This window comes from Nostoc sp. FACHB-110, assembly GCF_014697425.1.
Classification (GTDB): domain Bacteria; phylum Cyanobacteriota; class Cyanobacteriia; order Cyanobacteriales; family Nostocaceae; genus Nostoc_B.
This window is the reverse complement of record NZ_JACJRU010000007.1, coordinates 152,209-166,972: the sequence shown is the minus strand read 5'-3', so window position 1 is coordinate 166,972 and position 14,764 is coordinate 152,209. Positions and strand designations below refer to the sequence as shown.

The 14,764-nt window shown below is 38.1% G+C and carries 8 protein-coding genes; 3 read left to right on the top strand and 5 right to left on the bottom strand.

What is annotated here, in order from left to right; all coding sequences use genetic code 11:
• The first annotated feature begins 702 nt into the window (after positions 1–702).
• Both H6G69_RS09780 and H6G69_RS09775 read left to right on the top strand, forming a co-directional pair.
• The gene (locus tag H6G69_RS09780) at positions 703–6,738 is read left to right on the top strand and encodes a hybrid sensor histidine kinase/response regulator (protein WP_190685217.1); all 6,036 of its coding nucleotides are present in this window, start codon (positions 703–705) and stop codon (positions 6,736–6,738) included.
• Positions 6,735–8,729: a response regulator gene (locus H6G69_RS09775; protein ID WP_190685214.1), complete on the top strand. Its 1,995-nt coding sequence runs from the start codon at positions 6,735–6,737 to the stop codon at positions 8,727–8,729. The genes H6G69_RS09780 and H6G69_RS09775 overlap by 4 nt, the downstream gene beginning before the upstream one ends.
• Positions 8,730–9,252: 523 nt before the next feature.
• Here H6G69_RS09775 and H6G69_RS09770 read toward each other — a convergent pair.
• The 3 genes from H6G69_RS09770 to H6G69_RS33815 all read right to left on the bottom strand — a co-directional run bounded on the left by H6G69_RS09770 (position 9,253) and on the right by H6G69_RS33815 (position 11,884).
• Entirely contained in the window at positions 9,253–10,719 is a 1,467-nt protein-coding gene (locus tag H6G69_RS09770) for a hypothetical protein (protein ID WP_190685211.1), read from the bottom strand.
• A 750-nt stretch (positions 10,720–11,469) separates the two neighbouring features.
• Positions 11,470–11,643, bottom strand: a complete 174-nt coding sequence (locus tag H6G69_RS09765) for a hypothetical protein (RefSeq protein ID WP_190685209.1) — start codon at positions 11,641–11,643, stop codon at positions 11,470–11,472.
• Positions 11,644–11,674: 31 nt separating this feature from the next.
• Positions 11,675–11,884: a transposase domain-containing protein gene (locus tag H6G69_RS33815; protein ID WP_397326909.1), complete on the bottom strand. Its 210-nt coding sequence runs from the start codon at positions 11,882–11,884 to the stop codon at positions 11,675–11,677.
• Between H6G69_RS33815 and H6G69_RS33810 the strand changes: the two genes are divergently transcribed.
• On the top strand, positions 11,802–12,002 hold the full coding sequence (locus tag H6G69_RS33810) for a hypothetical protein (RefSeq protein WP_242072020.1): 201 nt from the start codon (positions 11,802–11,804) through the stop codon (positions 12,000–12,002). The genes H6G69_RS33815 and H6G69_RS33810 overlap by 83 nt on opposite strands.
• 12 nt (positions 12,003–12,014) lie before the next feature.
• Here H6G69_RS33810 and H6G69_RS09755 read toward each other — a convergent pair whose 3' ends face one another.
• Entirely contained in the window at positions 12,015–13,340 is a 1,326-nt protein-coding gene (locus tag H6G69_RS09755) for an LLM class flavin-dependent oxidoreductase (protein ID WP_190685208.1), read from the bottom strand.
• A 44-nt stretch (positions 13,341–13,384) separates the two neighbouring features.
• The gene (ssuD, locus tag H6G69_RS09750) at positions 13,385–14,521 is read right to left on the bottom strand and encodes an FMNH2-dependent alkanesulfonate monooxygenase (RefSeq protein WP_190685206.1); all 1,137 of its coding nucleotides are present in this window, start codon (positions 14,519–14,521) and stop codon (positions 13,385–13,387) included.
• Positions 14,522–14,764: the final 243 nt, after the last annotated feature.

The window sequence follows — 14,764 nt, the reverse complement described above, 5'->3', positions numbered from 1 at the left end:
CGGTAAGTCAGCAATTTTAACAGGATTCACCCATCTCAATAACAATGTCAACGAAGCGGTAGTGCGTTAAAAACGTTACTACCGCTTCAGTTTTAGAATCTATTTATATTGAACTATGGGACTCCTAGGGATTTCCAAGAAATCAGTTATTCATTTTGTGGGGTGGGCAGGCAGGAGGAAAGAAGGTTTGAGGCAACTTTACTTTTAGTTACATACTTCGTTTTTTTACGCCTTTCTACTTATATATAAGTTTTTGTAACAATATTACAGTAAAACTTTACTTTTTTATTCTCTAAGCAAAAATTAAGCCTAACTCTGATTAATATGTCAGAAATTAATGATATTTTCCGATTTAAATCACAGTAAAATTTAACATTGAATTAACATTTAAAAAATAGCTACTAAAATTCGGCAGTTCGCATTACAAAATTTTAAAATAATAGTGGTCGAGCAAGTATCATTATCTACCCTAAACTTAGAAAAACTAGGCGACAAACAATCATAAACATTTAGGAATTAAGCATTGCTGATTAGCGATATAAATTTTGTTTCTTGCGAGACGCAAAGAATTAATCTTTAATTTTGATTAAAAATCCTAATTAAACTCGCATTTATGCAACTGTCAAAAACTATTTAGCTAATCCCGCAATAACTTTTTCTCTCTGATTTAAAAATTAATCTCACTCAAGTGATTAAAATAAAATGAGTAACATACTTGCCGATTACACATTCATCAAAATGATTTTTGATGGCATAAATACCTGCACTTATAAAGCTTTTAAAGAGTCCGAAGAAAACTCAGTAATTATCAAAGCTCTCAAAGCTGATTATCCCTCTATAGAGCAAATTGCCCACATCAAAAACGAATATCAAATATTACAATCCCTACAAATAGAAGGCGTAATTCAACCAATAGCTTTAGAAACTATCCAAAATCGTGTCTCACTTATCTTGCAAGATTTTGCTGGAGATACACTTAAAGATATTATTAGTACACATAATTTAGAAATCAAAGATTTTTTGCCAATAGCTATTCAATTAGCTACAACAATATCACAGCTACATCAAAATCATATTATTCATAAAGACATTCAACCTCATAATATCCTCATTAATCCCAACACAAATCAAATAAAAATTATTGACTTTAGCATTGCATCACGCCTATCTAGAGAAAATCAAATTATTCAAGACCTCAATTTGCTAGAAGGTAGCCTGGCTTATATGTCACCTGAGCAAACTGGGAGAATGAACCGTTCCATAGACTATCGAACTGATTTTTACTCCTTAGGCGTGACATTTTACGAAATGCTAACTGGTAGACGACCCTTTATTGCGGTTGACCCATTAGAATTGCTTCACTCACATATTGCGAAAATTCCCCTTCCACCACACGAATTAAATAATAAAATACCACTCGGAATTTCTGATATTGTCATGAAATTATTAGCAAAAACTGCGGAAGAAAGATATCAAAATGCTTTAGGTTTAAAAGCAGATTTACAATTATGCTTACATCAACTGCAAGCAACGGATAAAATTGAAAATTTTGTAGTTGGTCAACTTGATTTATCTAGCCAATTTATTATTCCGCAAAAACTTTATGGTCGAGAGCAAGAAGTTAGTAAATTAATGAATGCCTTTGAGCGAGTAAGTTCTGGTGCAGCCGAATTAGTACTAGTTAGTGGCTATTCAGGCATTGGTAAATCTTCATTAGTAAATGAAATTCATAAACCTATCATCGGCAAGCATGGTTATTTTATTTCAGGAAAGTTTGACCAATATAAACGCAATATACCTTATGCTTCTTTAATTCAAGCTTTTCAAGAATTAATTCGTCAGCTATTAACCGAAAGCGATGAAAACATAGCTAACTGGAAAACAAAAATATTAGAAACAGTTGGGGTAAATGGAAAAGTTATTATTGACGTGATTCCTGATGTTGCCAAAATTATTGGGACTCAGCCAGAAATACCACAATTAGGAATTAATGAAGCACAAAACCGCTTTAATAGGTTATTTCAACAATTTATTCATATCTTTGCTCAAACCCAACACCCCCTAGTAATTTTTTTGGATGATTTACAATGGGCAGATGTCACTTCTCTTAAATTAATTCAACTACTAATTAGTGATTCAGAAAGCAAATATTTATTAATTATCGGAGCATATCGAGATAATGAGGTAAATGCAACTCATCAATTAGCACTAATTTTAGAAGAATTACAAAAAGCTGATGTTAATTACAATAATATTGTTCTCCAGCCGTTGAAACCGTCACATATTCAGCAATTAGTTAACGATACACTTCGTAGTTGTGTAGCAAACTCTCAACAACTAGCAGATTTAGTATTCCAAAAAACTCAGGGTAATCCATTTTTTGTCACCCAGCTACTTAAATCACTTTATCAAGATAACTTGTTATTTTTTAATTTTGATACAAGTTGTTGGGAGTGGAATATTGAGCTATTGGGCAATATTGATATTACTGATAACGTCGTTGAATTGATGGTGAATCAAATTCAAAAACTATTGTCATCGACACAAAAAGTTTTAAAGTTAGCAGCTTGTATAGGCGATAAATTTAGTTTAGATATTTTGAGTATTGTTAACCAAAAATCTTTATCGGAAACAGCTAAAGAATTATGGGAAGCTTTAGAGGTAGGTTTAGTTTTACCTATCAACTCATCTTATAAAATACCTTTAGTTATTAGTGAAAAATTAGAAGAAACACAGCAAAAAATTAACTATAAATTTTTGCATGACCGCGTACAGCAAGCTTCTTATTCTTTAATTCCTGATATTCAAAAAAGAAAAACTCACCTCAAAATTGGGCAGTTACTTCTGCAAAAATTTTCTTTAGAAGAGCGAAAAGAAAACATATTTTATTTAGTAAATCATCTAAATTATGGTCTTGATTTACTAACCTCAGATTCAGAAAAATATCAGCTAGTCGAACTTAACCTGATGGCTGCACAGAAAGCGAAAACCTCTGCCGCCTATGAGTCGGCTATGCGCTATTTAAAAGAAGGCTTAAAGTTATTAAACTCAGAAAGTTGGCAAAAGCAATATCAACTAACACTATCAATTTATGAGTTAGCAGTAGAATTAGCCTACCTTAACCGTGATTTTGCACAAATGGATAAATGGGTAAATCTTGTTTTACAACAAGCAAAAATACCCTTACAAAAGATGAAAGTATATGAGGTAAAAATCCAAGCTTGTATGGCCCAACTGCGCCCGCTAGAAGCTGTCAAAATTGGTTTGCAAGCTCTAGAATTCCTAGATATTAGATTGCCTATATCGCCTAGTTTGTCAGATATTCAACAAAGCCTTAATCAAACAGAAACAAATTTAGCTAACAAGCAAATAGAAGACTTAATTAATCTAGGGTTAATGACAGATATAGACAAACTAGCAATAGCCAGAATGCTAACTAGTCTGGGTTCACCTACTTATCAAGCGGCTCCTACATTGTTTCCGTTAGTAATATGTGAACTGGTGAATATATCGATAAACTATGGAAATTCACCTTTTTCAGCTTATGGTTATGTTTGTTATGCAGTAATTTTAAACAGTATTATTCAAGATATTGATTCAGCATATAAATTTGGTAAATTAGCCTTAAATCTAGTAGAAAACCTGCATATTTTAGAACTAAAAACAAGTATATTTTTTGTAGCTGCATCATGTACAATGCACGGCAAAGTTCATACTAAAGAAACAATACCACTTTTAGATTATGCTTATTCTATTGGTCTAGAAAATGGTCAATTTGAATATGCTTGCTATGCTGCTGCTCAGAAGTGTCAGCATTTATATTTTATGGGAGAAGAACTGCCAAGCTTGGCAAAAGAAATGTCAAGCATTAGTGAGGTTTTATCTAAATTAAAACAGGAAAATGCTTTTATTTGGAATAATATTTTTTATCAAGCAGTAATTAGTTTACAACAAACTGATGCCAATCAATGTTGTTTATTAGATGAAGTATACAATGAGTATAAAGCATTGCTCCAGACAGCAAATGATAGAACAGGAATCCATTTTTTTTATTTAAACAAGCTAATTCTTTGTTATTTATTTGGTAGTTATCAACAAGCTGCACAATATTCCTTACAAGCAGAACAGTATTTAGATGGTGTAAAGGCATTTTTAGATGTGCCAGTATTTTATTTTTATGATTCTTTAGCACAACTAGCAATTTACCATTTGACATCAAACGAACAGCAAAAACATCTCTTGGGTAAGGTGGATGATAACCAAGAAAAGATGCAAGTGTGGGCTAACAATGCGCCGATGAATTTTCAGCATAAATATGAACTTGTTGAGGCAGAAAAAGCACGAGTTTTAGGGCATTATTGGCAAGCAATGGAATATTATGACAAAGCCATTGCCGGAGCTAGAGAGTATGGATACATTCAAGAAGAAGCTTTAGCTAATGAATTAGCAGCAAGATTTTATTTCGAGTGCGGTAAAGACAAGGTAGCGCAGACTTATTTGCTTGATGCTTACTATGGCTATGGTAAATGGGGAGCAATAGCCAAACTGCGGAATTTAGAAGTAACATATCCGCAAATTTTTTCTCGACTGTCAGCACAAACAACACCTAACTTAGCAAAAAATCCCATTCTGAAGGCCAATATTCATGAATCTTTTGATTTAGCAACAGTTATCAAAGCTTCACAAGCTCTTTCTGAGGAAATTGTGTTTGATAAGTTGCTAGCAAAATTAATGCAAATTGTCCTAGAAAATGCTGGCGCAGAAACAGGATATTTAATTTTAGAGAGGGGAGGTAATTTATTTATTGAAGCTTCTGGTAGTTTTGGTAAATCGGAAATTAATTTACAGCAGTCAACACCTGGAGAATTAAGTCAGCAATTATCTGTCTATATTATTAATTATGTATATCGGACTAGAGAAAGTATTGTATTAAATGATGCGAGTCGTGAAGGAATATTTACGACAGATAGTTATATTGTTCAGCATCAACCAAAATCTATTTTATGTAGCCCGATTATTCATCAAGGCAAGCTCATTGGCATTCTTTACTTAGAAAATAAATTAATTGCTGGTGCATTTACACCTCAAAGGATAGAAATTTTACAACTCTTATCATCACAGGCAGCAATTTCGTTAGAAAATGCCCGACTTTATAATGAGTTAGAGGAGTATAATAAAACATTAGCAGTAAAAGTTGAAGAGCGTACTCTGCAATTACAAGATAAAAATTTACAATTACAACAACAAATTAAAGATCGCCAAAAAGCTGAAGAGTTAGCCGCCTCTGCCAATAGTGCCAAAAGTGAGTTTCTTGCCAACATGAGTCATGAACTCCGCACCCCCCTCAATGGCATTTTGGGTTATACGCAAATCTTCCAAGCAGATAACTCTTTAACTGCTCAACAAAAAAATGGCATAAATATTATCCATCAGTGTGGTGAACATCTACTAACACTGATTAATGATATTTTAGACATCTCCAAAATAGAAGCTCGAAAAATGGAGCTTTATTTACAAGATTTTAATTTTCTAGCTTTTTTAGCAGGAATAGTCGAAATTTGTCGCATTAGAGCCGAACAAAAGGGAATTAGCTTAATTTATCAACCGTTAGATCCTCTTCCTAGTCGAGTTTGTGCTGATGACAAACGTTTACGCCAAGTTTTAATGAATTTACTCAGTAATGCCGTTAAGTTTACAGCCAAAGGTAACATCACTTTTAAAGTAGGCTATGTAAACCAGGATGAAAAATGGATAACAAATCCAGCCATTTCTAACGAAGCAAATTGCCAAATCAGATTTCAAGTAGAAGATACAGGCATTGGCATTGCCCCAGAGCAATTAGAAGAGATATTTTTACCTTTTAAGCAAGTAGGAGACAATAGCTTAAAAACAGAAGGAACTGGATTAGGTTTGGCGATTAGTCGTCAATTAGTCCAGATGATGGGGAGTGATTTATATGTCACCAGTGAATTAGGGAAAGGCAGTATTTTTTGGCTAGATTTAGAATTACCAGAAGTTTTGCAACATACAAAAGTTAATGTTAACGAACTTAACATTATTGGTTTTGCTGGTGCTAAACGCAAAATAATGGTGGTGGATGATAAATGGGCAAATCGCTCTGTATTAGTTAATATTTTAGAACCTTTAGGTTTTACAGTAGCCGAAGCAACTGATGGGTTAGATTGCCTTCACAAAGTTCCTGATTTTCAACCAGATTTGATTTTTATGGACTTGGTAATGACAGGAATGGATGGGTTTGAAGCTACTCGTCGTCTTAGATTGCTACAAAACTTTAAAGAAGTGATAGTAATCGCTGTCTCAGCGAGTGTCTTTGAATTTAATCAACAAGAAAGCCGCAAGGTAGGGTGTGATGATTTTCTGCCGAAACCAATTCAAAAAGCCGAACTTTTAGAAAAGTTACAGCTTCACTTGAGATTGGAATGGGTATACGAAGATAAAAGTAAGATAAAAGATATAAAACAGGCGAGCAAAAGTTCAACTAATATCTTAAACTGGACATCTCAGACTCCTATTGTGACTCCTTCGGCAAGCGAATTAGCAATTTTGCTAGATTTAGCTATGCGGGGTGATTTAAAAAGCATTGCTGAACGGGCTATAAAACTAGAAGAAATGGATGAGGAGTTGCAACCTTTTGCTAGGTATTTATATCAACTTGCTAAAGGTTTTAAAGGGAAACAAATATTGGAGTTTCTCCAAAAGTATTCTGAGGCTGTATGACAAATAATTTTCATAAATCCAGTGTCATTTTAATTGTTGACGACACTCCCATCAATTTAGAAATGCTGTTTGATTTTTTAGGTCAAGCCGGATTTACGGTTTTGATTGCGGAAGATGGTGAAAGTGCGATCGCCAGAGCCGAATATGCTCCACCTGATTTAATATTGTTAGATATACTCATGCCGGGAATGGACGGTTTTGCAACTTGCCGTCATCTGAAAACAAGTGAAAAAACGCAAGATATACCTGTCATTTTTATGACAGCACTTTCAGAAACCGTAGATAAAATTAAAGGCTTTGAATTGGGTGCAGTTGATTACCTTACTAAACCCTTGCAACATCAAGAAGTATTAGCCAGAATTCAACTGCATCTCAAACTCAGAACTCTCACAAAAACTCTGCAAGCACAGAATTTACGTTTAGAAACTGAAATTGCTGAACGCTTACAAGTCGAAGAAAAAATCCGCGAACAAGCTGCTTTGTTAGATATTACTAGCGATGCAATTATTGTCAAAGATTTTGGTAATCAAATTCGTTTTTGGAATCAAGGTGCTGAAAGTTTATATGGTTGGCCAGCAACAGAAGTAATTGGTCAAGATGTCAGCCAACTTTTATATCCACCAGATAGCTTATCGCAAATTCAAAGTATTTATGCAGGTATCGCTGATTCGGGTTTTTGGCATGGGGAATTAAAGCAAATTAACAAGCAAGGAAAAAATGTGATTGTTTCTAGCCGTTGGACTTTAATGCGCGATCGCAACGGTCAACCAAAATCAATCTTAACAGTTAATACTGATATTACCGAAAAGAAACATTTAGAAAGTCAAATTCTCCGCGCCCAACGTCTAGAAAGTATTGGCACTTTAGCTAGTGGTATCGCTCATGACCTCAATAATATATTGACTCCCATTTTGACAGCAGCACAACTTCTGCAATTGAAACTGCCCGATACCAATGAGCGCAATCAACAAATGTTGAAAACCATAGAAAATAATTCTAAACGGGGGGCTGCTTTAGTTAAACAAGTCTTGCAGTTTGCGCGCGGTGTGGAAGGTCAGCGTACCATTGTGCAAATCAGTCATCTGTTCTTTGAAATTCAGCAAATTTTCCACGAAACTTTCCCGAAATCCCTGGAATTGACCACGCAAATTCAACCAGGACTTTGGGCAGTCATTGGTGATGCAACACACTTACATCAATTAATGATGAACTTAGTAGTCAATGCCCGTGATGCTATGCCGAGCGGTGGCAATATCACCATTTCTGCGGAAAATATTTACATCGATGAACAGTATGCACGTATGAATCTAGATGCCCGTGTTGGTGCTTATATTGTAATTACTGTTGCAGATACAGGCGTGGGAATGCCCTCAGAAATCATTGATAGAATTTTCGAGCCGTTTTTTACTACTAAAGAACTTGGCAAAGGTACAGGCTTAGGTTTATCCACCGTCAGGGGTATCATCCAAAGTCATGGTGGTTTTGTGACGGTGGCTAGTCAAGTTAGTAAGGGTACAGAATTTAAAGTCTTTTTACCAGCCGTGGAAGTAGCAAAAACGACCCTAGGGGAAGACTTAGAATTGCTCAAAGGTAACGGAGAATTAATTTTAGTAGTCGATGATGAAAGCGGAATTTTAGAAACAACCAAAATTTCCCTCGAAACTTACAACTACAAAGTAATGACAGCCAGTAATGGCATTGAAGCGATCGCTCTTTATGCCCAACATGAAGCTAAAATTAGCTTAGTCTTGATGGATATGATGATGCCATCAATGGATGGGGCAACTGCCATTAGCACTTTGCAAAAAATGAATTCTCAAGTCAAAGTGGTGGCTGTTAGTGGTCTGAATGCTAGCGATAAACTAACCAAAATACCAGGAATCAAAAAGTTTATTCCGAAGCCATACACAACCAAAGAGTTATTGCAGACCTTACACAGCATTCTGGCGCAGCAGTCTAGCAACTTAGTTAAAGCACATAACAGAGAATAAGGTTTGGGGTGTAGGGTTGAGGGTGTAGTGAAGACTGCACCCTCAAGAGGATTGAAACCCCCTCCAATGCTACCTATCAGATAATTCAACCGATAACATTTGTAGAGACGTTGCATTGCACCGTCTCTACAGATTTGGAAACATCACAAATAACCTTAACCCAAGCCTATTGACCTATTACCTCCACTTAGCATAATTTCTTATACTGCTACAGGCTCAGAATTAGCCTTAATCTTGCTGAATTGGTTAACAGGACGAGGCAAACCAAGATGTTCTCTCAGTGTCCAGCCAATACTTCTCGGTTAAGAGTTAATAATAGAGTGGCTCAAGCCCGTTAGCCTAAAATCCTAATCACCCAACCCAGCACAGCAGCGCGTAAGACTAGCTTGTTGCAGATATCGCCCGTTGGTACAAACATCTGCTCGTTTTTCTTGATGAGCGGGCGTGAAACATACAACGGTCAAAAGATGATCAAGGCATACGCCATTGCTTTAAGTAATTTACGATTGTGGCAATTGTGTCTTTAAACCAAAGTGCTGTAAGACAAAGTGGTATCGGCAAAGATAAAATTCTCAAAGCCAGTAGTGGAGAGTGTTACGACATTTCCATTGTTATTAAATGAAATGTTAGCCGGATTCAGGACATTGCCTGATATTACGCCAGAAATAACTAGTTGGGAGCGATTGAAAGCACTAAGGTCTAGGGTGTCAAAACCATTTCCACCATCAACAGTTCCATTACCAAACCCTTGAAATTTATCATCTCCAGTGCCTAGATCAATTTTGATACCACCACCGATACTGACCTTTTGTTGAACTTCATTGATGGTACTGGTGGCTGTAACTTCATCATTGCCACTACCTGTGTTGATGGTTCCTGTTCCATAAATGCCATAGACAGTACCACCAACTGTTGCTGTAGCTTGTCCGGTTAGGATGTCACGACCATTACCAGTATCAATGAGACCATTGTTGAATATTCCATAAGCGAGTGCATTTGGGTCTGAACTATTCCCATAACCCTTAATTGTGTCATTACCACTTCCAGTAGAGATGAGAGCTTCTTTAAAGTTACTGATGCCAATCCCTTGACCACCAGAGCCGGCGAGGAAGTTGGGACTTCCAAAACCACCGTTGGTCTTGCCGCCAGAACCGCCAGAACCAGTGCCAGTGATAGTGTCGTTTCCATTGCCAGTATACAGACTGCCACTGTTGCTAATTCCAGTCCCTGCATTGCCGTTGCCGTTGTTGCCGCCTCTGCTGAAACCACCTATGCCGCCGCCAGAACCGCCAGAGCCAGTACCAGTGATAATGTCATTTCCATTGCCAGTATACAGACTGCCACTGTTGCTAATTCCAGTCCCTGCATCGCCGTTGCCGCCTCTGCTGAAACTGCTGTTACCGCTGCTGCCGCCAGAACCACCAGAACCAGTGCCAATGATAGCATCATCTCCATTGCCAGTATACAGACTGCCACTATTGCTGATGCCAATCCCCGCATTGCCATTGCCAGCAAAGTTGACACTACCAAAACCGCCGCTGTTGCTGCTGCCGCCAGAACCGCCAGAACCAGTGCCAGTGATAGTGTCGTTTCCATTGCCAGTATACAGACTGCTACTATTACTGATGCCAATCCCTGCATCGCCATCGCCGCCTCTGGTGATACCACCAGAGGGACTACTACCACTAGCATTGCCGCCAGAACCGCCAGAACCAATGCCAGTGATAGCGTCATCTCCATTGCCAGTATACAGACTGCCACTGTTGCTGATGCCAGTCCCCATAAGGCCTAGTCCGCCGCTGCCAATCCCCGCACTACCATTGCTGCCAGTACCAGTACCCCTAATAGTGTCATTCCCGCCTCGTGTACAAATGAAACCTCCAGTTAAAATATCAATACCTATTGCTGAAGATTGATTTATATCTTCACCAACCAGTGTGTCGTTACCAGCAGTGCCTATGATATTTGGTGGAACTGTCAATCTAGGCATAATCAAAATCCTCTAAATTTGAATGATTGTGTGTGGTAGACTAATTTGCCTGGACAGTAAAAAATAACGGCAATATTTTCTCAAAAAGTATTTATCTGACTGTTGCAGAATTTCAGCATTGGCATTATTACCAATCAATTAGACAGCCGCTTATTGATACTTGAGAAAACAATATTTATCTCATCTTCTACGATGAAGATTTGTTAGCTTGAATCTGAATAGAGAACGATAGAAAACAATACTGTTGATTTAGCAACAGTTTATTCATGACTTATCATTTGCTTAATCACTAATAGTGACGCATCGAAAATTATTGATTCCGCAAATGAAAATTCATATAGCTGAAGATATAAGAGCTTTTACTCTAGCCGTAACTCAATAGATATCATTGTTTTGTCAAGAAAATAAACATCTTTACTAGAAATTCAAAATAAATTCTTAAATAAAACTAATGTAATAAATTCTTAATATAATTTGCAGGTTATCTTTTATATAAAGATATTTCTTATTTTTATTATTAGTTTGATAATCTGCTTTATTTTTCATTTTTTATTGAGAAAAAATATGACGTTGTATTTAGTAATACATTTAATTATACGTAAACAATGATTATTTGATGAGAGTTGCTCTAAAAGATATAACTAAATATGATTAATTAACATAAGGATACTTCTGGAAGCCAAGAATTAGTTCATACAAGCTTTATATAATGCTCTAAACTTTAAAGCTCGGCTTTTGAGTTGGTAACAACTAACCAGACCAAGGATTAAAGATGACAATCCCTGTTCCGGCAAAATCATTTTCGTTGCGAGTGACTAATATTAGAGAATGTTGCAGGGCTAAGGCAGCAATTAAAGAATCCATGACAGGTAGAGGTCGCCCCGAAAGTTCTAGTTGTCCAACTAGGTTTCCCCATAACATCATTGTTGAGACATCTATACGTAAAATTCTATTTTCAAAGCGATTGGGTAAAGTTACATCTAACCCAATACTTCCCTAACCGCGTCCATTCTCTACTTAATCCACTCACCAGATTTTTCAGTACCTCCCCCATTGCATCTGATGACCATAGATTCATTGCTATGACCAGACACACTACCAGCCCAGATGGCAATTTCCGTGACCGCTCTTCACAACTCCCTGTCTCTAGTAGAGTTTGTCTAATTACAGACGGGGAAATCACTGTTTCTATCGCTTTGAATATTAACTCTGCTTCTAGCGTTGGCGTGATCAAGGAGAAATCTTTTAGCAGCACCAGTTTTTTACATCACTCTTCTTGGTGAACAATTATCACTTTACCTTGCTTTTGTCCTTAACCGAGAAGTATTGAGTATCCAACCTTCGTACTCAGTGCGGAATAATCCCCGGCGTTGCAGTTCGGGGATGACCAAATCGACAAATTCATCCAAGCCTCCCGGTAGCCAAGGCGGCATAATATTAAATCCATCAGCCCCACCATGAATAAACCACTCTTCTAATTGGTCAGCAATTTGTTCTGGTGTGCCGAGAATTTGCCGATGTCCCCGCGCCCCAGCAATTGATAAATACAGTTGGCGAATTGTTAAATTTTCTCGTCGGGCTAAATCTGTCAACAGTTTTTGACGGCTTTTACCACCGTTTGTCTCTGGCAATTCAGGTAATGGCCCATCTAATGGGTAGGCTGATAAATCAAATCCACCAATCATTCCTCCCAACAAATTCAAGCCAACCACAGGATCAATTAACTCTTGAATTTGCTCGAATTTATCCTTGGCTTCTTGTTCAGTTCTGCCAATGACGGGGAACACACCAGGCATAATTTTGAGATGGTCTGGGGAACGTCCATATTGGGCGAGTCGGCCTTTGACATCTGCGTAGAAGGCTTGGGCTTCTTCTAGGGTTTGCTGGGCAGTAAATATCACTTCTGCTGTTTGGGCAGCGAGATTTTTACCATCTTCCGAAGAACCAGCTTGAATTATTACTGGGTATCCTTGGATAGGACGAGCGACATTCAACGGGCCGCGCACCGCAAAATGTTCGCCTTTGTGGTTGGGAACGTGTAGTTTATCTGGGTCGAAGTAAATACCTGATTCTTTATCTTGCAACAAAGCATCATCTTCCCAACTGTCCCAAAGTTTGGTAACAACATCAACAAACTCACGGGCGCGTTCGTAGCGCAGAGTATGTTCCATGTGTTGTTCGCGGTTGAAATTCAACGCTTCTGATTCAGTGGCAGAGGTGACGAGATTCCAACCAGCACGGCCACCACTAAGATAGTCAAGAGAAGCAAACTTCCGAGCGAGGTGATAAGGTTCGTTGTAGGTGGTAGAGACTGTCGCGGTTAAGCCAATGCGTTCTGTGACTACAGACAAAGCTGATAGTAGAGTCAGTGGTTCAAAATGGACGAGTTTGCCATTACGGCTTAAAACTTCTGTACCTTGACCGCGATCGCGCACAGCTACACCATCAGCAAAGAAAATCATATCAAATTTTCCCCGTTCTGCGGTCTTTGCCAGGCGTTTAAAATGCTGAATATTCAAACCACCGTTAGCCTGTGCATTGGGATACCGCCATGAGGCTAGGTGATGTCCACTACTGGATAAAAATGCACCCAGTTTCAATTGTTTTTTTGGCGTACTCATTACTTTTATCCTTATGGTAGAAACATAAATGCGATCGCCTGCAACTACACAGGCTGGGGTTTAAGTAAATCTGTCTTGGTGACAAACTCGTTAAAGGGTGTTGGTAATTGCTGTGGTATGGCGTTTTGCGAAGTTTGCAGTGGTAAGCGGGGGAAAAGTAACTCAGCGACGCGATAAGCTTCTTCTAAGTGGGGGTAGCCGGAAAATACAAAGGTATCAATTCCTAAATCAGCATATTCCTGGATTCTCGCTGCTACGGTGTCTGGATCTCCGACTAAGGCTGTACCCGCACCACCCCGGACTAAGCCGACACCAGACCATAAATTCGGACTGATTTCTAAATTTTGGCGACTACCGTTATTTAGCTGCGCCATCCGCCGTTGTCCTGCTGATTCTGACTGGACAAAGCGTTTGTGAGCAGCAGCAATTGTGTCATCATCAAGATATTTGATTAGTTCGTTGGCTGCATCCCAAGCCTTTTGGGTGGTTTCCCGGACAATAACGTGCATCCGAATGCCAAAACGGACTGTTCTACCTTGTTCGGCTGCTAATTGGCGAACTTTAGCAATTTTTTCGGCAACTTGGGCTGGTGGTTCACCCCAAGTTAAATAAACATCGATGTGTTTGGCTGCAACTTGCAAAGCTGCATCAGAAGAACCACCAAAATATAAGGTAGGGTAGGGTTTTTGGACTGGGGGGAATTGTAATTTAGCACCCTCAACTTGCAGGTGGCGACCTTTGAAGGTTACATCATCGCCTTGCATAAGCGATCGCCAAATTGTTAAAAATTCATCAGTCAATTCATAACGCTGGTCATGGTCTAAGAAAACGCCATCTTTGGCTAATTCTTTGGAGTCGCCACCAGTCACCACATTTAAAATAATGCGGCCGTTAGAAAGTTGGTCAAAGGTAGCCGCCATCCTCACCGCGAGGGAAGGTGACATAATTGCTGGACGAAACGCCACTAAAAACCGTAAGCGTTCTGTCACCGGAATCAAAGAAGCAGCCACAATCCAAGTATCCTGCTTTTGTCCCGTCCCAATTAACATCCCACCGTAGCCTAATTTATCTACAGCTTGGGCAATTTGCTGCATATAAGGATAATTAGCTTGTCGTCTGCCAATTTTTGTCCCTAAATATCGTTCATCACCCTGGGTCGGTAAATACCAAAATATTTCCATAAATCTTATCTCTTAGTAAATATTCCTAGCAGTATGAAAAGAGAAAAACGGCGAAAGATATTAATTTTGAATTCTTGTAACGCTGTTACCATGTTTTAAAATTATTGGCAAAAAGCTAGACACGACAAATCACAGCCAGAGCAATCTGACTTAATAAATTTCTGAATTACAGCAAATTTCCAGTGATTGAACTAAACGCTTGAATTCTCAAAGCTACCTCCTGAATTCTGCTATAAAGTACCA